The organism is Polynucleobacter sp. UK-Mo-2m-Kol15 (assembly GCF_018881505.1).
GTDB lineage: Bacteria > Pseudomonadota > Gammaproteobacteria > Burkholderiales > Burkholderiaceae > Polynucleobacter.
The window spans coordinates 1,991,603-2,011,643 of record NZ_JACVQC010000001.1 but is presented as its reverse complement, the minus strand read 5'-3'; the positions used below and the strand labels follow the sequence as shown (position 1 = coordinate 2,011,643).

General features: G+C 41.8%; 17 protein-coding genes and 1 pseudogene. 12 read left to right on the top strand and 6 right to left on the bottom strand.

Going from position 1 to position 20,041, the window contains the following annotated elements; genetic code table 11:
- Positions 1–15 precede the first annotated feature (15 nt).
- The 3 genes from ICN43_RS10335 to ICN43_RS10325 all read left to right on the top strand — a co-directional run bounded on the left by ICN43_RS10335 (position 16) and on the right by ICN43_RS10325 (position 3,000).
- Positions 16–489, top strand: a complete 474-nt coding sequence (locus ICN43_RS10335; protein ID WP_216199534.1) for a (2Fe-2S)-binding protein — start codon at positions 16–18, stop codon at positions 487–489.
- Entirely contained in the window at positions 490–2,616 is a 2,127-nt protein-coding gene (locus ICN43_RS10330) for a molybdopterin cofactor-binding domain-containing protein (RefSeq protein WP_216199532.1), read from the top strand.
- Positions 2,617–2,712: 96 nt separating this feature from the next.
- On the top strand, positions 2,713–3,000 hold the full coding sequence (locus ICN43_RS10325; RefSeq protein ID WP_216199530.1) for a cupin domain-containing protein: 288 nt from the start codon (positions 2,713–2,715) through the stop codon (positions 2,998–3,000).
- A 133-nt stretch (positions 3,001–3,133) separates the two neighbouring features.
- Here the strand turns inward: ICN43_RS10325 and ICN43_RS10320 are convergent, their stop codons facing one another.
- Both ICN43_RS10320 and ICN43_RS10315 read right to left on the bottom strand, forming a co-directional pair.
- Entirely contained in the window at positions 3,134–4,120 is a 987-nt protein-coding gene (locus tag ICN43_RS10320) for a tripartite tricarboxylate transporter substrate binding protein (protein WP_216199529.1), read from the bottom strand.
- A 67-nt stretch (positions 4,121–4,187) separates the two neighbouring features.
- Positions 4,188–5,318, bottom strand: a complete 1,131-nt coding sequence (locus ICN43_RS10315) for an amidohydrolase family protein (RefSeq protein ID WP_216199527.1) — start codon at positions 5,316–5,318, stop codon at positions 4,188–4,190.
- A gap of 191 nt (positions 5,319–5,509) precedes the next feature.
- Between ICN43_RS10315 and ICN43_RS10310 the strand changes: the two genes are divergently transcribed.
- The 5 genes from ICN43_RS10310 to ICN43_RS10290 all read left to right on the top strand — a co-directional run bounded on the left by ICN43_RS10310 (position 5,510) and on the right by ICN43_RS10290 (position 12,815).
- Entirely contained in the window at positions 5,510–6,454 is a 945-nt protein-coding gene (locus tag ICN43_RS10310; protein WP_216199526.1) for a tripartite tricarboxylate transporter substrate binding protein, read from the top strand.
- Between the two features lie 180 nt (positions 6,455–6,634).
- Complete coding sequence (locus tag ICN43_RS10305) at positions 6,635–7,864, top strand: S9 family peptidase (RefSeq protein WP_216199525.1); 1,230 nt, start codon at positions 6,635–6,637, stop codon at positions 7,862–7,864.
- A gap of 536 nt (positions 7,865–8,400) precedes the next feature.
- A complete protein-coding gene (acnA, locus tag ICN43_RS10300; RefSeq protein ID WP_216199524.1) occupies positions 8,401–11,046 on the top strand; it encodes an aconitate hydratase AcnA in 2,646 nt (881 codons plus the stop codon).
- Between the two features lie 9 nt (positions 11,047–11,055).
- Complete coding sequence (locus ICN43_RS10295; protein WP_216199523.1) at positions 11,056–12,006, top strand: tripartite tricarboxylate transporter substrate binding protein; 951 nt, start codon at positions 11,056–11,058, stop codon at positions 12,004–12,006.
- Positions 12,007–12,362: 356 nt separating this feature from the next.
- Entirely contained in the window at positions 12,363–12,815 is a 453-nt protein-coding gene (locus tag ICN43_RS10290) for a nuclear transport factor 2 family protein (RefSeq protein WP_216199522.1), read from the top strand.
- A 225-nt stretch (positions 12,816–13,040) separates the two neighbouring features.
- On the opposite strand, the gene ICN43_RS10285 is transcribed toward ICN43_RS10290, so the two are convergent.
- Positions 13,041–13,826 (bottom strand): DUF4239 domain-containing protein, encoded by a 786-nt coding sequence (locus ICN43_RS10285; protein ID WP_216199521.1) that lies wholly within the window; start codon positions 13,824–13,826, stop codon positions 13,041–13,043.
- A 353-nt stretch (positions 13,827–14,179) separates the two neighbouring features.
- On the opposite strand from ICN43_RS10285, the gene ICN43_RS10280 reads away from it, so the two are divergent.
- Positions 14,180–15,520 (top strand): TAXI family TRAP transporter solute-binding subunit, encoded by a 1,341-nt coding sequence (locus tag ICN43_RS10280; RefSeq protein WP_216199519.1) that lies wholly within the window; start codon positions 14,180–14,182, stop codon positions 15,518–15,520.
- Positions 15,521–15,630: 110 nt separating this feature from the next.
- Here ICN43_RS10280 and def read toward each other — a convergent pair whose 3' ends face one another.
- The gene (def, locus tag ICN43_RS10275) at positions 15,631–16,173 is read right to left on the bottom strand and encodes a peptide deformylase (RefSeq protein WP_216199517.1); all 543 of its coding nucleotides are present in this window, start codon (positions 16,171–16,173) and stop codon (positions 15,631–15,633) included.
- A 91-nt stretch (positions 16,174–16,264) separates the two neighbouring features.
- Complete coding sequence (locus ICN43_RS10270) at positions 16,265–17,008, bottom strand: acetoacetate decarboxylase (protein WP_216199516.1); 744 nt, start codon at positions 17,006–17,008, stop codon at positions 16,265–16,267.
- Positions 17,009–17,300: 292 nt separating this feature from the next.
- On the opposite strand from ICN43_RS10270, the gene ICN43_RS10265 reads away from it, so the two are divergent.
- Complete coding sequence (locus ICN43_RS10265) at positions 17,301–18,599, top strand: lipase family protein (protein WP_216199514.1); 1,299 nt, start codon at positions 17,301–17,303, stop codon at positions 18,597–18,599.
- Positions 18,600–18,826: 227 nt separating this feature from the next.
- A complete protein-coding gene (locus tag ICN43_RS10260; RefSeq protein ID WP_216199512.1) occupies positions 18,827–19,333 on the top strand; it encodes an HPP family protein in 507 nt (168 codons plus the stop codon).
- A 1-nt stretch (position 19,334) separates the two neighbouring features.
- On the opposite strand, the pseudogene ICN43_RS11210 reads toward ICN43_RS10260, so the two are convergent.
- A pseudogene (locus tag ICN43_RS11210) lies at positions 19,335–19,435 on the bottom strand (DUF1348 domain-containing protein); the annotation flags it as partial.
- A gap of 142 nt (positions 19,436–19,577) precedes the next feature.
- Here ICN43_RS11210 and ICN43_RS10255 point away from each other — a divergent pair.
- Positions 19,578–20,030: a heme-binding protein gene (locus ICN43_RS10255; protein WP_370623181.1), complete on the top strand. Its 453-nt coding sequence runs from the start codon at positions 19,578–19,580 to the stop codon at positions 20,028–20,030.
- The last annotated feature ends 11 nt before the right edge of the window (positions 20,031–20,041 follow it).

The window sequence follows — 20,041 nt, the reverse complement described above, 5'->3', positions numbered from 1 at the left end:
TGAGGATATAGTTATATGACAAGCCCAATATATTTGAAAGTAAATGGTGTAGATCATTCCATCGTAGCAGATCAGAACACCCCGCTTTTATACATTCTGAGAAATGATTTACAACTGATGGGTACACGTTTTGGGTGTGGCCTTGGCTTGTGCGGAGCTTGTAGCGTTTTAATTGATGGAAAAAAAATACACTCTTGCGATGTTCCTTTGTGGGATTGTGTAGGTAAAAATATACAAACCATTGAGGGGATTGGGACACCGGATAATTTACATGCCCTTCAGCAAGCTTTTATTGATGAGCAAGCTGCTCAGTGTGGCTATTGTGTCAGTGGCATATTAATTTCAGCAAAAGCATTGCTGGATCAGAATCCTAACCCCACTGAATCTGAGATACGCGAAGCCCTTGATCGAAATTTATGTCGTTGTGGCACTCACAATCGATTTGTAAAGGCAATAGAGAAAGTGGTAGCAATGGGGAGGGGGTCTTAAATGTCTCAGCAAATTAAGGCTTCTGTGCCTATGACTTTCTTAAGTAACACGCGATTAGGTCAGCGTGTGAAATTTAATCAGGATGGCACTGTAACCATTCGACCTGGTAAGGTTGAGATTGGGCAGGGCATTGTTTCTGCAATTGCGCAAATTGCCGCTGAAGAGCTGGATGTTAGTTATTCCAAAATACAGATTTCTCCTGTCGATACAAGCATTAGTCCAGATGAGGGCGCAACAGCCGGTAGTCGATCAATTCAGGATGGCGGAGGAAGTATGCGCTTCGTCTGCGCAGAGATCCGACAGTTATTTTTAGAGACGGTTGCAGCTAAGTTCAATATTCCGGTTGATTCTCTAAGGGTAAGTGACGGACTTATCTATAGTGAAAAAAGTGAACCAATATCCTCCTATTGGCAGCTTTTGGATGAGGTAAATTTAGAGCTTGAGCCTACCGGCAAAGCGCAGCCTAAAGATTCAGGTGCCTATGAACTCATTGGTACGCCAGCTCCACGAAAGGATATTTTAAGCAAGGTTACCGGGGCAGCTTTTTTGCATGATATGGTCTTGCCTGGCATGTTGCATGGCCGAATAGCTCGTCCCCCATCATTTTATGCAAAGTTAATTTCTTTGGATGAGTCCTTGATTTTGGCAATGCCAGGAGTTAAAAAGTTGCTGCGAGATGGAAGTTTTATTGGAGTTGTAGCCCAAAGAGAAGAGCAGGCTATTAATGCCATGCTAGCAATAAAAAAACATTCCATATGGAGTGAAGTAGATTCATTGCCTGACATGAACAGCATAGAGCAATTTTTATATGCCCAAGCATCTGAAGATGAAGTTGTACATGACACAACAACTGAAGCTCATCCTCCTGGGGAGAAAATCTCTGCTACCTTTACTAGACCTTATTTGGCACATGCATCCATCGGGCCTTCATGTGCTTTAGCTTGGAAGCGCGATGACTGTCTAGAGGTTTGGGCACATAGCCAATCTATTTTTGCACTAAGACTAGAGCTTTCCAAAGTATTAAAGCTTGAATTAGATAAGCTTATTGTTCGTCATGCGGAAGGTGCTGGATGTTATGGTCACAATGGCGCTGATGACGTCGCCTTAGATGCCGCTTTGCTGGCGATATCGATGGACGGAATTCCAGTGCGTGTCCAGTGGATGCGCGAAGATGAGTTTGCTTGGGAGCCTTATGGCCCGGCTTCGGTTGTAAAGCTTTTGGGGTCCGTAAATAAGGAAGGCCAAATTACATCATGGCAAGAAGAAATTTGGGGTAATCGGCATAGTGGCCGCCCTCGTGGTCAAGAAACCCCGGGGCTATTAGCTGCTTGGCATATGGGTGATGGAATACAAGCTCCAATGCCGGTCGACATTCCTTTTGCATTGGGAGGCGGCAGTCATCGCAATGCCGTCCCATATTATGAGCTTCCAAACTGTAAGGTGGTGAATCACGCAATACAATCGATGCCAATTCGGAGCTCATCCCTAAGGGCATTGGGCGCACATTTAAATATTTTTGCTATCGAGTCGTTCATGGATGAACTTGCTGCTGAGGCAAGCCTAGATCCTATTGAATTCCGTCTTCGTCATCTGAGGGATGAGAGGGCTATTGCGGTATTAAAGGCGGTCAGCGCTAAAGCCCAGTGGAAAATGGATGCAAAAGGCGATGGGACCCATGGATATGGCGTAGCTTTTGGACGTTATAAAAATAGCGGTGCTTATGCGGCGGTTATTGCAGAGGTTGTGATGGAGGATACTGTTAAAGTTAAAAAGATCTTTGCTGCTGTTGATTGCGGTCTCATCATTAATCCTGACGGCGTATTGAATCAAATTGAAGGCGGAATTATTCAGGCTTCTAGCTGGGCACTAAAAGAGCAATTACAGTTTGATAGAACCAGAATTACCTCGCTCAATTGGGAGGACTATCCCATACTCACTTTTAAAGAAGTTCCTCAGCTGGAGATTGAATTGATTAATAGGCCCTATGAGCCTTCTCTTGGGGTTGGTGAGTGTATGCCTGGTCCAGTTGCCGCTGCGATTGCCAATGCTGTGAATAGTGCTATGGGAGTTCGCGTCCGTAATTTACCAATGAATCAAGCGAATGTTATTGCAGCCATGGATTTATAAATCGCTTGGATGGAACGCTAAGCTTGATACAGTTCCATACACAAACTTTATTTATTCTGCAAGATAAGCATTATCAATATACATTTTGGAGTTAAGATGACATTAATAAGCTTAGAAGAATTTACAGAGAAAACAAAAGCTATTGGATATGATGAGGTATCTGTCCGTAAATGGGATCCCAATCAAATAAGCCATACGCATACGCATGAGTTTGCTGTCCATGCTGTAGTAGCGGAGGGAGAAATGTGGCTTACACGTGGTAATGACACTGCGCACTTAAAAGTTGGGGATACCTTCACAATGGATTCTGATACTCCCCATGCTGAGAAATACGGACCAAATGGTGCCGTTTACTGGGCTGCTAGAAAATTCCCTAAAATTTAAAAAACTTTTTAATGGTATCTGGAGATTCCTTGAATTTTAGGAATCCCTTAGCAAAGAGTTCTTCAGCTAAAGTATTAAGAAAAAAACGTCAGTGATTTGATTAAATGATCAAATCACTGACGATGTTTTTTTGTTACTTGGGTTGATATCCAATTGCTTTGACGATATTGCCAAACCGCTCATATTGCTTTGTAAAGACTTGTTCAAAATACTCTGCCGATTGAACAATTGGTGTAAGTCCAAGGCCTGGAAGTTTTTCACGAACTTCTGGAGATTGAATCGCTGTATTAATTGCATTGTTCAGGATGCGAATATGCTCTGGGGACATTTTGGCTGGCCCAACGAAGCCGAATTCGCCGGCAGCAGAAAAGTCTGGGATCGTTTCTGCAACTGTTGGTGTATTCGGAAACTGGGGAGCTCGTGCTTCACTGGTTACAGCCACCAATTTAATTTGATTGCTATTGATGAATGGAACCATTGCAGAAACGCCATCAGCAGCCACCATAATTTGACCAGAAACTAGATCCGTAGCAACCTGAGTAGCGCCCTTGTAGGGTACAAAGGTGAATGTGAAGCCCGCCTGTTTTGCGAGATCCTCAAACCAGAGATGGGGAAATCCACCCTCTCCATTTGTGCCTAAAGTTAATTTCCCTGGATTTGCTTTAGCCCAGCTAATCATTTCTGGAAGGGTGCTAAATGGAGTGTTATTGGTGCGAACAAGTACATTAAAGTTACGCACCGATAATGCGATTCGAACGAGATCTTTTGAGGTATCGAATTGACTATCTTTGGTTGTATGAGGCTGAACCCAAAGAGTTCCAGACTGTCCGGCGCCAATCGTATAGCCATCAGGATTGGCTCTTGCAACTGCTGCCATACCAATTCTTCCGCCAGCACCAGAAATATTTTCAACAATGACGCTTTGCCCAAGCACGCTTGACATTTTGCCTTGTACTAATCTGGCTAATATATCGATCGTGTTGCCTGGTGGAAAAGGAACGATAATTTTAATTGGCCTATTTGGGTAGGCCCCTTGAGAAAAAGAGGTCAAAGGAAACCCAAGCAAGCTCCCTGCACCAGCCTGGAGAATTAAGCGACGTTTTTTTGATAGCAAATTCATTTGTTGCTCCTAAAAGTTATTTCAAGATCACAAAAGCAAAAATCTACTCTACATTAGTTTCTATAAATTAAGCATCCTTGTAAAGATCTAAATTCAATACCCTATTAGCGTTACCCCCTAGTATTTGGAAACGCTCATCATCAGTTAGCTCAGGTGTATTCATGATGTGACCAACTGGATCTAACTCCCATGGAATGGGCCAGTCAGTACCAATCATGATTTGACTCGCCCCAACTTGGGCAGCTAGGTGGCGCAGGGCTTCACCAGTAAATACCAAAGCATCAAAATAAATTTGATTGAGATACTCAGATGGTTTTTTCTTGAGCTTGATATCCGGATTGCAGTTTGTGGGCGAGATGCGGCAACTCACATCCATACGCGGGGCATAGGAACCTAAAAAACCTCCGCCATGAGCTGCTAATACTTTCAACTTAGGATACTTATCAAAGATCCCTTCAAAAATTAATTTTTCCAGGGCAATGGTGGTATCCAGTGGATTACCGATAGTATTCGCCAGCCAACCATTTCCTTTAAATCGCGAAGCTAACTGAGGCGTGCTTTGAGGATGAATAAATAAGGTAGCCCCCAACTCTTCAGCCTTAGCTAGCACCGGATGAAAGCGCGGATTTGCAAAGTCATCTCCCAAAACGCTACCACCGATAGCTGCACCTTTTAAGCCATGTTTTGTCATAGCCTCTTCCAACTGCTTTACAGCCAAGTCAGGGAATTGCATGGCTAAGGAGGCAAAACCATAAAGTCGATCGGGGTATTTATCGTTTAACTCCGTTAGGCATTCATTGTTAATGGCGCAAATTTTCTCTGCACGTTCACGGTCAAGTCCATACCAGTACGGGTTTACGCTAATAATCTCTACATCTATCCCCATCTCATCCATACCGCGAATGCGTTCTCTTAATCCATCTTCCGTACGAATGAAATGCTCTTGAGCACCTAAGGTTGGCGGGATAACAGACAGGCCTTTGTCATCCAGTAAGTCCATCGCTTCTTGAAAAAGGCAATGAGCATGTATGTCAACAGTTTTGGCTCGTTTCCCATTGATGATGACTGGGCTTCTTTTAGCCGACCTCGTAGAGCCGCCGCCCTCATTCGGGATGATTGGGCATAGGGAGCATCCGCAAAAAAGTATCCCACCTAAACGCTTTGATTTTTTTCCAAATAAATTCCAATTGCTTGTCATTGAAGTCTCCGTTGATTATTGTGGATATTTGTTGTTATGATCCTAGCATGAAGTTTGCTAGGCTTATTTTTTTAGTGTAATTTTTTTTACTTATTCGGATAAGAGGGGTATCAGTTATGCTTCTGAGTCAATGGGTTGGATCAAGACAATTCTTAAAAAACTGTATTTTTGTTTTATCAGCTTTTAGTTTCTTGAATACACAGACTGCTCTCGCGCAGACTGTAGAGAATGTGCAAAACTACCCCTCTCGTCCAGTAAAAATTATTGTTCCCTTTGCGCCTGGTGGAGCAACAGATATAGTGGCTCGTTATCTTGCTAGCAAGATGGCAGAGGCAACCGGTCAGGCATTTATTGTTGAAAATAAAACAGGAGCCTCTGGCAATATTGCACTTGAGGCAGCAATTAAGTCCCCGCCTGATGGCTACACCCTTTTTGTTGGCAATGTCACTACAAATGCGATCAATGAAAGTGGCAACGGAAATGTCAAGCCTTCCCGAGATTTAGTTGGGATTACCGAGCTTGCAGAAATTCCTCATGTGCTTGCTGCTAGTGCAGATTTTCCAGCCAATACTGTGCCTGAGGCGATCGACTACCTTAAAAAAAATCCAGGTAAGGTAAATTATTGCTCTGCAGGAATCGGATCATATCCACACTTGGATATGCTTAAGTTTGCCAGAACAACGAATACAAATATTGTGCACATACCTTATAAAAATGGTGCTGCCGGTATGGTTCCATCGCTAATGGCTAATGAAACGCAATTAGCATTTGTTAATTTGGCCTCAACCAACGAGCAAATTAAAGCTGGAAAGATCAAGGCTCTTGCCACTACTGCGCCAGTGAGATTGGTGGAAATGCCTAATGTGCCAACTATGGCAGAGCTTGGTTATCAGGGTGTTGGCACCAATGCATGGCAAGGAATTTTTGTCGCATCTGCAACGCCTAAGCCGATCATTGATAAGTTGTATAGCCTGATTGTAAAAGTCATGTCTACCCCTGAGACAAAGGAAAGAATGAGTAAAGGCATGATGACTGTGGTACTGTCAAAGTCACCGCAAGCATGGACCGATCAAGTTAAATCTGAGACAGGCAAATGGGCTGAATTTATTTCAGAAAATAAAGTCAAATTTGAGTGAGCATTTATCAAGTTTGAAAAATGAATAAACCCTGCTCGTATCGAAGATTCACAGAATCTAGTATGGCTGTGCAAGTTTTCTGATCCACCCAAGAGTATTTTTTCTTTTTAGGTGTTAACTTTTATAACTTGTAGAGTGGCAGCGAAGTTCAAATCAATATAACTATTTTTAGGAGACGCAATGTTAAAAAAACTGAGGACTGAGCGCGATAATCAACAGTGGATGCTTGATCTCGCATTAAATATGCGTGGTCGTGTGCAGAATTTTGAGCGCGATGATATTGAAGTGCCTACAGGAAAGCGCGCTAGAAACTATCGAATGTTGCCGAAGGTATGGCTTGAAGCAGCTGAGAGGCATGAGCGCCTAGGAAGGGCCGCTATGGCGCGCGGAGCAAACTCTTCTGCGACTTACCATTTCGATCATGCGATTGAATCTTATCGCCATGCACAACACCCTATTTATTTTGATGATCATCCTGTTAAGAAGAAGCTAAATGCAAAGTTAGCCGAGGTGGTTGATTTGCGAAGTCAAACTGCAGACTATCCTATTGAGCGGGTAGAGGTTGAGTTTGATGATGGTAAAACAATATCTTGCCTCCTACATCTTTTGCCAGATCGTCGGAAAGCGCCTGTGGTGATCTATGTACCAGGAATGGATCAGACAAAGGAAGTGTTTCCGAAGGCTTACCATAATATTGGCTTGGCACGTGGGTTCCACGTACTAGCGATGGATGGTCCTGGTCAAGGAAATTCGAACATTCAAAAAATTAGAGCGGTGGGCGATAACTATGAGCGCGCAGGAGCGGCAGTTATTAGTTATTTAATGACCCGACCAGAAGTTGATAAGGATAAGATTGCCATTTACGGCATTAGCATGGGGAGTTATTGGTCACTGAGATTATCAAGTTATGATCATCGAGCTGCTGTCGTTGTCTCTTCAGTTGCTTGCTTTAATCCTAATAATACGATCTTCACTCAATCTTCACCCCGCTTCAAACAAATGTTTATGTATATGGCTGGCTATGAAGACGAAGCCCGTTTCGATGAAGAGGTTGCTAAGGATATGACTGTCAGGGGTCATTTGGATAAAATTAAGTGTCCAACCTTGCTGGTTACTGGAGAGTTTGATCCTCTCTGCCCTTTAGAGGATGCTATTGAGGCCTATGAAGACTTAAAAGTTCCTAAGGAGATGTGGGTTTTTGAAAACCAATATCACCCGCTATGGAGTATTGCAAATTTAGGCGGCATGGATTGTCACGATTATGTATTTGATTGGCTGCAAAACTTTTTCAATGGTTCCCATAAGCCAACTAAAGAAGGTAGTATTTCTTACATTAAAGAAAATGGCGATGGCCCATGGTCAGATTGTGAGTGGGAGCCGCCAGTTGAGCGTGGTCAAGCCTATTTCTAGCGCATCATATTGTTAGAGATATCAAGGCATTTCCAATAGGGGCTACAGGTTATCTTGCAGGAGGTTAAATGCAATTGGTAGCCCCAACTTTTAAATCATCAGAGGTGCTTTTAACTCATGAATATATGGAGTTAGGTTCGCTGATGGCTCAATTAGTCTCGGTTCTTGATGGTCAGCACCCCATTTTTTCAATGGGTGGGTGCCTCGCGTGACCCTTTAGATTTTGCTCATTACATTCTTTCTGAGGTATTAGTACTGAGGATAAATAGTGGTGCTGAGCAGGTTGGTTTTAGTTGACGGGAGTATGCTGATCCCAATACTCACTTTGATCATATTGGGCCGCTCCTCCTTATAAGCGTTACTTTAAGGAGTGCTTATAAATCGCTTAAAAAGTACTTTGGGGCAGAAAAATGTTGATTGAGGGCATAGCTAATTTATGGGCAACTTATCGCGAAACTTTAGCTTAAGATTAGATCTAAAGAGAATCTCAGCCTTATACTCAAAATTACATTTTATTTCTTTAGGGGTAATCTTGCATGCATCAAATGCTTAGTGAAAATTCTTTGCTTGATATTCTGGGTGAAGTAAATACAAAGCAACTTATCGCCTTGGATAAGTTGGGTAAACTCAATGCGAACATGGATATTTCTCAATTGCCATTTTGCCTGAGGGTTGTTTTAGAAAGCAATCTGCGTCATTCCAAAAGTGAGCAAGAATTAAAATCTATAGTTGATCTATTTGTTAATTGGCAGGAAGCTAGTAAAAAAGGTTCTCCAATAAATATCTATGCCACTCGTGTTTTAATGCAAGACTACACGGGTATACCAGTCTTGGTGGATCTTTGCGCGCTGCGCCAAGCTGCAATCAATAAAGGCATCAATCCTGAGCAAATTAATCCGAAAATTCCAGTGGATCTTGTGGTCGACCACTCCATTGTTGTCAATAGCTCAGGTAGCTCTTTGGCAGCTGCTGAAAATTCAAGGCAACAGTATGAACAAAATATTGAGAGATTTTCATTTTTAAAATGGGTTTCCCATGCTTTTGAAAATTTAAGAATTATTCCTCCTGACTCTGGCATTTGTCATCAGGTTAACTTAGAGTCTTTGGCGACTGCTTATGTATTGGAGCAGGGGGATAAGACTATCAATATCTTCCCTGAATTGGTGATAGGAGCAGATAGTCACACGACAACAATTAATTCTTTAGGTGTACTTGGGTGGGGTGTAGGCGGGATTGAGGCCTTAGGTGCATCCCTAGGAGAGTCATTGAATATGCCCATGCCTGAGGTGATTGGCGTTCGATTATCTGGGCAATTGGCGGCTGGTGTAACAGCCACCGACTGCGTCCTTACTGTTACTTCATTATTGAGGTCAGTTGGAGTGGTGAATAAATTCGTAGAATTTTTTGGGCCTGGAGCTGCCAGTCTTCCAGTGCCAGATCGTGCAACTATTGCAAATATGGCTCCAGAATATGGTGCTACCTGTGCCTTTTTCCCATGGGATGAGCGGACGCTTGAGTATTTGTTGGGAACAGGTCGGGATCAAGAAGGCCTGTTCAAGCAATATGCTCAAGCTGCCTCTTTATGGTCTGATGGCAATGTACAGCCTACATACTCTCAAGTGATTGAATTTAATCTTTCTGAAGTTGAGCCTCGAATTTCTGGCCCCAAAAAACCTGAAGAAAAGAGGGCGTTATCCGAAGTTCCAAGTTCTTTTCCTAATCACGATACCTTAAATTCTGATCTCAATAAATCAGGCATCCCAAATGGGGCTGTATTGCTTGCTGCAATTACTAGTTGCACGAATACATCTAATCCCCATCTAATGATTGCCGCTGGACTATTGGCAAAAAAAGCTGCCCTTCTCGGCTTAACTGTGCCGCCCTGGGTGAAGACGCTCTTCGCACCTGGAAGTCTTGTTGTGGGCGAGTATCTTGAGCGTAGTGGCCTGCAACATTTCTTAGACCAGCTTGGCTTCCAGTTATGCGGCTTTGGCTGTACTGCCTGCATCGGAAATTCAGGCCCACTTTTACCGCTAGCTCAAGAGGCAATTGAAAGTGACGGCTTGGTTGGTTGTGCAGTTCTATCGGGTAATCGTAATTTTAGTGGTCGTGTTCAACAGCAATTACAGTTCAATTATTTAGCTTCCCCTCCACTTGTTGTGGCCTATGCCTTAGCTGGCAAGATTACAGCTGATTTGAAGAGTGAGCCATTAGCCACGATTAATGGGTCTGATATTTACTTGGCTGATATTTGGCCAAGCAATCAAGAGATTAATGAAGTCCTATCAAAATGTCTGAAACCGGAATTATTTAATATTAGAAGAGCTGCTTTAAAAAAAGGGTCTGACTTATGGGAAGCATTAAATATTTCTAACTCTAAGAATTATGATTGGGATGATATTTCTGGTTTTGTTAAGCAGCCCCCATTCTTTACTAAAGGTTCGGCGTCATCCCCCCCAAAAATGCTAATCGAAAAGGCGAGAATTTTATTATTACTCGGAGATGGTGTTACGACTGATGATATTTCACCCGCTGGAAGAATTCAGCCCGGAAGTGTAGCTGGTCAATATTTACAAAAATTGGGTGTTTCTTTGGAGCGACTCCATACCTTTGGGGCTAGAAGAGGCCATTGGGACGTGATGCTCAGGGGCGCCTTTACGAATCCAAATTTGTTGAATGAGTTGGCTCCAGGAAAAAAAGGTGGATTTACCAAGGCCTTTCCTAGCGGGGAAATAACAGAAATTTTAAAAGCCTCGGTCGATTATCAAAAACTCGGCACCCCACTGATTATTATTGCAGGTAAAAATTACGGCACAGGGTCATCCCGCGATGATGCAGCTCGAAGCACAAGATTGCTGGGTGTTGCCGCAGTGATTGCTGAGAGTTATGAGCGTATTCATCGGTCTAATTTAGCTGCTTTTGGTGTTATGCCTTTGCTTTTCAAGCCGGGTGAATCACGTAAGTCTCTTAACTTGGATGGCTCAGAAACTATTACCATTTCTATGGGCGATTCTCCTCCATTGACTGGTGAGTTGGTCAAAGGTTCAGTCGAGAGAGTTAATGGGGAAAGGTTCGATTGTGATTTTATAAGTGCACTCCGGCTTGAGGAGCTGCCTTACTTTCAGTGCGGCGGAATTCTCCCATTCTTGGCGTATAAATTAACTGCTTCAAATTCTTTTTAAGGTGAATCTATGAAACGGATTTTTTACTTTTGCTTATTGCTGATCTTGAGTGCTAACGTTGTTGCGCAATCAAAGCAAATTACAATTTATGTGCCATTTTCTGCGGGCGGCTCTGTTGACATCATTGCACGAATTATGGGTACTCAAATATCCCAAAAAATGGGCATACCCGTCCTGGTTGACAATAAGGTAGGTGCCGGTGGAAATATAGCGACAGCCCTCGTAGCTCAGGCCAAGCCTAATGGATTGACATTATTAGCCCATCATCAGGGGATTACCTATAGCAATGCGCTATCTGACAACTTATCTTTCAATGCTCAGAAAGATTTCGCACCAATAGCAACAGTTGGTGTTACCCCCAATGTGCTACTGATTCCAGCAAGCTTGAAATTTAAAAATCTTCAAGAGTTTGTTGAGTTTGCAAAAGCAAACCCTGGGAAATTAAATTATGGTTCTGCTGGTATAGGTAGTAATGGACATTTGGCAATGGAGTTATTTCAGTCTGCCGCAGGTATAAAGCTGACGCATGTTCCCTATAAAGGAATGCCTCAGGCGATTAACGATCTTGCGGGAGGGCAAATTCAAGCTGTTCTAACAACTATTCCTGCTGCCTTACCTTTTATTCAGGGTGGATCAGTTAGGGCATTGGGTACATCCGGTCAAAAACGATCTTCAGTTTTGCCAGATATACCAACTATTCAAGAGGCTGGTATTAAAAATTTCTATTATGAGCCTTGGTATGGATTTTTTGCTCCCGCTGGAACTCCAGAAGCAGACCTTGATAAGTTAAGTGCAATTATTGTTGAGTCTTCAAGTTCTCCAGAAATTTCTAAAAAATTTACTATGGATGGGATAGATGTAAAGCCACTTGGTAGACAAAAATTTACCCCTCTCTTTATTGCTGATATTAAAAAGTGGGGAGACGTAATTAAAGGCCTGGGTTTGAAGGGGAGTGATTGATCATAGGACCCTGATGGATTTTTACTGTACCAAGAAATCAACTTTCTACTAAAAAGATATATGAGATTTTTTGGTGCCACAGTAATTACATAAAATACTTTGGCCCTAGGCTAAAGTCTTGGTGGATCTATCAGCAATATCAGCGACCAAGGGATTGGTTCTAAGTTATTTTTTCTGACTCCCGGCATGCATGATTGCAATATCTATTGAATTCAAAATAGAGAATTGCTAAATATATTCCTCTAGATAAGGATGTTAATTTTTTTAAAGTAAAAAGACGGTCTTCATGGTGGTTGGTTATGAGACTAAGGGTAGTACATCGAAGCAATTAATGAAAAGAGATCAAAATGAATATTGTGTATTTCAATAAAAAAATAGCACTTAGCCTTTTACTATCCTTGAATTTAATTACCCCAGGATTGGTACTTGCACAGCAAAATTCTGCTGCCCAAATTGAGGGAGAAAAGCTTACTCAATTATTCTGGGAGCAACAGAAAAATGTTGATTTAGTTGGCTTTGAAAAAACTATAGGGCCAAGTTTCCAGCAGGCAATATCAACGGGCGTACAAAACCGTAGCCAATGGATTGAGTTAATTTCAAAGGCAAAGATTGGTACTTATAAGCTCAGTGACATTAAGGTGACTCAATCTGATAATGTCTACACCATTTCATACAAAGTGAGTACCGGGACTGAAACAATCGCTGGCAAGAAAATGTCCACGGAGCCGCATTATCGGCTGGATGTTTGGCAGAAGAACGCTAAAGGCTGGCAAGTGATTTCTCATGCTAATTTAAATCCAGTACCATAGCCGTTATTTCTTAGAGTCACTTGCTTAAACTGTCCTTGAACTTCGTTAACAGAAGGTCTTCTTAATCATCAAGCTTATATTGAATCTAAACTTGGTTTTTTCGGGAGTAGTGTTTTACACATCCTTCTTGGTTTGTCAGGATTCAATTTCCCTGTACAAAATATCTAATATGATCTCGTTGGTGCGAGACCATCTTTAGCTAGACGCTTAAAAATAAAGGCTAAGCTATTTCTTGATAATGGATATAGATTCAAGCGTTTTCTGAAATGGGGTTGGTTGTATCGTACTAGGACCCCAAAAAGGATTGTTATAGATGACTAAGAGAAAGAACATTACGCCAAGTGATCCGCCAACCAAAGCGATCATCACAGCATGAATGCGAATATTTTTTGTTTTAAAGAGGGCTGAAAATATGATCAATAAAACTGCTGAAATAATTAGCGCTGCCCACATCGGTTTTGCAAGAAAGGATTTCGCACTTTCAATTCGATTGCGACGTAAGTCCGTATAGTCCGATAGCAAGCTCAGGCCTTCATTGTGGATTGCTGTCCCTTCAAAATTGGATGGTTTGTGATTTACAAAAATATTCTTGATGCGATCAAGACTTTTAAAAGCATTAATGTCAAACTGCTGCTCATTCAAAATAGGCCACTCTTGCTTAATGACTATATTGGCATATTGAATTATTTCAGCTTGGCCAGCTTTTTTTGCCTCACCTGGATAGGCATCCATGATTTGATAGAGATTAAATAATGTGTGTGCTTCCTTTGAAACCGTATCACTTACAGAATTGTAGTTTTGCCAAGCTGCAACAGTCACAAATGCAAATACAAACCCCACTAATGTGGGCATAGTGTTGGCAAAGATGGTTCCGAAAATACCATCATCGTCTAGACTTAGCCAGGTGCAATATTTTTGAATTAAAAAGAAGCACAAAAGGCTCAAAGCGATAGAGCCTAGCAGTAGGATGATAAGCAAACTAGCTTCAGATAGATTGGATATGTAGATCATTTTTATTTCCGATTATAGATTTGATCAAGTGTATACCGATGAGGGGCGGTAATGAGTGAAACTATGCATTTATATTCTGCCGCATTTAATCTGGCTTTAGAATTCTATTTTTGAATCGCCAAATTGACTTCTTCAAGCTCTTGAAAGTAATTTTCTAGTGCCATATATTCCTAGTATCTGTAAATTGGTATATTTTAATTATGGTGCTTAGACCTTGTTACAAATTACTGTTTTTCTCAACAATTTTGAGTTTTCTGCGTTAAAACTTACTGGAAAAGCCAAAATAAAGCAGTCTAGAGTCCGGGCGATTTGGGCTTGGGCTTAATGATCTCGCTTGTGCTAAATTTTATTCAATGAAAACATTTGATTACTTAGGCCTAGTCCTAAAGCATGAGCTTATTGCAATCAAGGAATCTCTGGTTGAGCTCCGTATATCCGCAATTGTGATTTTGCTATTCATTGGCGGAGTCATTGTGTACCTGAAGCCATTTCCTTTTACCGGTATTACGATAGCCACCTCTTATAAGGGGGGAGATTGGTACCAATTCGGTGAGGGTGCTATCGCCCCATTAAAGGAGCATGGCATTACTGTAGAAGTAGTTGCTACTAACGGGGCGATAGAAAATGCCGAAGAGTTAACTGATGCTAAGAGTAAGGTGAATGCTGGATTTGTATATGGTGCAGCGCTATCTGAGGATCAAAAAAAGCAGCTTTATTCTCTTGGCAGTGTTAGTTATGACGCAGTTTGGATTTTTTATAAAAATGAGCTGGCCACTAAAATTACCACCTTACAAGATTTAACTAAATTTAGAGTAGTCTTGCCTCCGAAAAAAAGTGGTTCTTATATTTTGACTAAAAAATTATTTGAGGCTAATGGAATTAACATTGATACCAACTCTCAATTTATATCAAGGTCATGGGAAGACTCAAGAGAGAATTTTTTATCAGGTAAGGCCGATGTCTATATTTTTATAGCAACCATGCTCGATCCACTTGTGCAAGAGTTAATACACTCCCCAAATATGGCTCTGTTTAATTTACCAGATGCCATCGCTTATCAGAAAAAATTTAATTATCTTGATGCAGTCATCATCCCTGCTGGATCAATTGACATTGAAAAAAAATTACCGGCACGTGACATTTCTTTAATTGCTACTACAACCACTCTAGCTGTACGTAAGGATCTGCATCCCGCGCTACAGCTGGCTTTATTAATGTCGGGCAAGCAAATCATCCAAGATTCCTCGCGACTATTTTTCTCTAAGCGCAATGAGTTCCCCGCCTATGTTGATCCTTCTATTCCCATTAGCCCTATAGCTAGGAATTATTACAACTATGGACCCCCAAAAACTGCAGAATACTTACCTTATTGGCTTGTAGTATTTATTGAACGATTTTGGTTCGTAGTATTGGCAGCATTTGCAGTTATTTATCCCTTATCTAAGCTCAACTTTCATTTACGTCGGTTTCGCTTCATCATTCGCGAGCGGACTCACTATGCAATGCTCTTAAATATAGAGAAAGAAATAACGGGCAAGCCACTCTCAAGCGAGGAGAAAGAAAGGCTGCTCAAAAAATTAGAAATGATCAATAAGCAAGCTCTTCAGCATTTTGTCCCTGTTGGTGATGAGCCTAACTATTTTTTATTCGTGAATGCACTGCAATTACTGAGAAATAAGATCGAGCGAAATTGATAACCATTTTTTTACGGATTGCTTTGGTTTAAGATTGCGCTAGTCTTTGATTCAAGTCTAGGCGGGGCCATCTGAAAAGAAAACTCTCCACAGAAATGGTAAGAGTTTAATTATTCCGACGGATTCTGAGGAATGGAGGGAAAAAGAGTCTCAGTGAATCCAAAGTTACTAAAATCTTTCACTCGCATTGGAAAGAGCGTGCCCAGGAGGTGATCACATTCATGCTGCACAACGCGCGCATGAAATCCCTCCACCGTTCTATCAATTAGTTCTCCGGTGCGACTGTATCCTTGATAACGAAGTTTTTTGTAGCGCGGGACTTTTGCTCGAATTCCTGGAACAGATAGGCAGCCCTCCCAGTCTTCCTCCTCGTGATGATCAATGATGGTGATACAGGGATTAATGAGAATAGTTTTTTCTATAGGTTCAGCATCTGGGTAGCGCAGATTTTTTTCGAAACCAAATACAACAATTTGTTTGTTAATGCCTAACTGTGGAGCAGCAAGCCCTGCGCCATTTTGACTATGCATCGTCTCTAGCATGTCATCTATTAATGTTTGAATCTCAGGAGATAGAATTTGATTAATTTGGACGGGTGTAGAGGCTCGAAGTAAGAGCGGATCACCCATTTTTAAAATTGATCGAATTGCCATGGGTATAGTTTATGTTTGCTGAATATATTAGTCAGAGATCAATAGCTGCGCACCCTAATTCAAATAAAGTGACTTCCCATATGAAACACATTTACTTTAAATAATCAAATACAACCTCGCCCGTATCGAGCGTCATATCGCATAATAGGTGCTTTGCACTGATAATCTCCAGAACGGGTAGATCGGCAAGAGGTGCAAGCGCGTGCTCAAATAGTTGAAGTCGCGCAGGCCCTGACCAGGCGCCATGCATTTTGACGTTCTTACAGTAGTAGCGCACCAGCTCACAAATGCGCGGAGTACCATCCACATGAGGAATAATTTTCAGCAAGTACCCAGGCGTAGTAGAGATCTTGCGTTCTTCTGCGGTAACATCCAATTCAGTGTATTTGAAGCCCATAGTGCCGGTAGCAACGCGTACCGTGCCGTAGTCTAGCGTTCCCACTAGTGCATCGAGCTCAACTCGCAGTTTTGGATTAGCTAATTTCTTAGGAAACCCCCAGATTTCACGGCCGGCTGCAAGCGGAGCTTCATCATCTAAATACATCATGTGGGAATAGGTGCCGGGTTTACCATCGGGCCCCATTACATGAATTACTTGGCCACTTTCTGTGAAATTGCCAAAGCCACTGGAATCTGGCATACGAATAAACTCAAAACTCACAAGTGGATCTGTAACTGTGAGAGGTTCTGGCACCACTGCTTGCAGTTTTTTTAGATCAGTACGGTAAGTAATAATAAAAAATTCCCGATTTACGAAATGGTATGGGGGCTTAGCGTATGCAGGGCTTCTGATGGGTACTGCAAAGGCATTATTGCGGATATCAGAAATATTCATATTGGCTTATCAGAAAAGGGGCGGAAGCATTATTACCTAAATAATTGATTCAAATTTCATTGATGTTACAAAATTATTATACGGAGAAAATAGACTCATCAAGCTAAAGAGTTTTTCTTAACGGTGCTAGCAACGAGCCCCTTACTTATTTTAGGGTGTAAATTTTGAGTGTCTTCAAACGGGAATATGGAATCATTAAAAACCATAATGCAAATCACATTCCAATTAAAATATGAGTTCGATGCTTTCTTTGTCCGCTACATTTAGCTTATTTATTTTTATAAGGTTCTTTATGAAAAAAATACTACCCACTTTAATTTTTGGATCCTTACTGAGTTTCAATACCTCGGTTATTTATGCCGATCCGCCTGTACAGTCATTCTATGCGGCTGTCATGAAGATGGTGCCAGAGGGTCAATTGGGGCAAGTTATCAAGCAGGAAAAAATTACTACCTCTGTCAAAGGGGCTCAGGCCTGGAGGATTGCCTATATCTCTTCTGATATTTCAGGTCGCAAAACAATTTCAACGGGTTTAATTGTGGCGCCAGTAGGATCAGTTCCAGCCGGTGGTCGCCCTGTAATGAGCTGGGCCCATGGCACAACTGGTGCAGCTCAAAACTGCGGCCCATCCCAAGTTCTTGATCCAGCAGTGCCTTTGAATGAGTATTTCTTAGTGGGTGGAAATTCTTGGACTGATTATGGAATTCCTGCTGTGGAGGAATTTATTAAAGAGGGTTATGTACTTGTAGCCACTGATTATCAAGGTCTTGGAGGCGGCGGTAGACATCAATATAGCGTTGCAGCAACTAACGCTATGGATACGATGAATGCTGCGCGTGCTGCAGTCTCAATGAAAGATACGGGCGCAAATAAAAAGACAATTGTCTATGGTTGGTCTCAAGGTGGTGGAGCGGTAATTGCTTTGGCAGGAATGCCTGAATATATTAAGCAAAAAGGTACCGTAGCAGATAATCTAGATATGATTGGATTTGTCGCTTTAGCACCACAAGATATTTCGATACTAGCGCCAGCAGGCAAGCTGGATCAGGCAGCCGCGGATAAATATTTCCAGGGATCACAAAAGATGTTTTTGGATAATGTCTTTAATTTTACCCATGCAACAATGTATTACTGGGGAACGCAAGCTGCCTTTCCTAATCTGAAGTTGGCTGATATTTTTACTGATGAAGGGGTAAAAGTTGCTAATGAGATTTATGGTAATAAATGTATGCATGCAGCTAGCGATACATTGAATTTTAACTATGGCTCAAGCTATGCAACTTTATTAAAGCAAGCTCCTACTAATTCGGTCGCATGGTCGCAGGCAATGCAAAAAGGTGGCGTTCCAGTAGTTAAACCTGTTGCACCAGTACAGGTCTACTTTGGATCTAAGGACACCGCTGTTCCACCGATGATGCACAAGCTTTATCAAGATCAAGCGTGCAAACTGGGTGGTAATGTGGGAAGAATGCAGTTACCTGGTGAGCAATCTCACTTTACGACTCCCGGATCATCTAAGTCATTTTATTTGGCTTGGGTCAAAGATCGTATTGCTGGTAAATCATTGGCTAATGCATGTTCGCAAAACTAGCATAATAAATTGAGTCAAAAGGAAGCCGCCTCTTTGGGCGGTTTTTCTTTGCATGGCTCCTCTGATGATCCTTTGGTTCCCTTGTGTTCTTTCTGTGCAGCTTAGTCTATCGCTAATAATTGGAAGCCCCAGGCCGTAGCCCCAAAAAATAGGCCTACTGCTGGTGTAAGGATCAGTTTTTTTTGATTATTAAGAGACTTTTATTTTTTTATAGCTATTATTGAGCCATGAAAATCTTAATACTCCGTTTGGTGTGGGTTTTGATTGGTTCATCAGTAGCAATTACTTTAGCTTTATGGGTTACGAAAGCCAACTCTCCACTGTTATTGGCCTCCTTAGGTGGAACTACCCTGTTTTTATTTGCACTTACAACCGCTCCAGCTGCGCAGCCAAGGGCGGTATTTGGTGCACATATTATTAGTAGCATTGTGGGAATATTGACATATCAATTGTTTGGCGACACTTTTTGGGCCTACGTCATTGCCTTGGTTGTAACGATAGGAGCCCTATTAATTTTGAGATGTGTACATCCACCTGCTGGCGCAAATCCTCTTATTATGATTCAAGCACATGCCAGCTTTATTCATCTTGGGGTAACAGTATTAGTCGGTGTAAGCATCATTTTTATGGTTGCGTTTATATGGAGTCGCCTTGGTATTGGAGTGAGAAAGTATCCAGTATCTTGGACTCAGCCTTCGCCTGCGTCCATCAACTGGAGTATTTGGGACGATTAAATTAAAAACTAAAATCACTCAGTGCGGGATGGTCATCCGGCCTTCTCCCTAGTGGCCAAAAGAATTTTCTACCCACTCCTTGATGGGTAAATCATTAATGGTGACAATGAAAAACTTTTTCTAATACTATTACCAAAGATTACGTTGCATGGAATAGAATTGTTAAGGAATCAGGAGTGGCGATTGATTAATTCTGTATGCGCCTTCTGTTGATAATGTAATTTATAAATATAGGGAAAAAATAGTGCCAATTACTAAGCAAACTATCTCATTGAAGAGTGCATTAACTATTGCCCAGACTGCACTTGAGTGCGGGAAAAGTAATGGGTTTAAGCCATTAGCTGTAGTTATCTTGGATTCAGGGGGACATTTAAAAGCCTACTTGGCGGATGATGAGACTAGTTTATTGCGCTTCAATATTGCTTTCGGAAAAGCATGGGGTTGCTTAGGTATGGGTTTTGCGGGCCGTGAGTTTGAGAGAAGGGCTGCAGCTCAGCCACAGTTCATTAACGCCTTACAGGCAATGTCTGATGGTAAGGTGGTGCCGGTTCGGGGTGGTGTATTAATCCACAGCCAGTCTGGTCAAATCATTGGTGCAGTTGGCATAAGTGGCGATAACTCCGCTAATGATGAGTTGTGTGCCATCCATGGCATTAAGGCTGCCGGCTTGATCGCTAATCATGGGGATTCCGAATAGATTTGGATTAG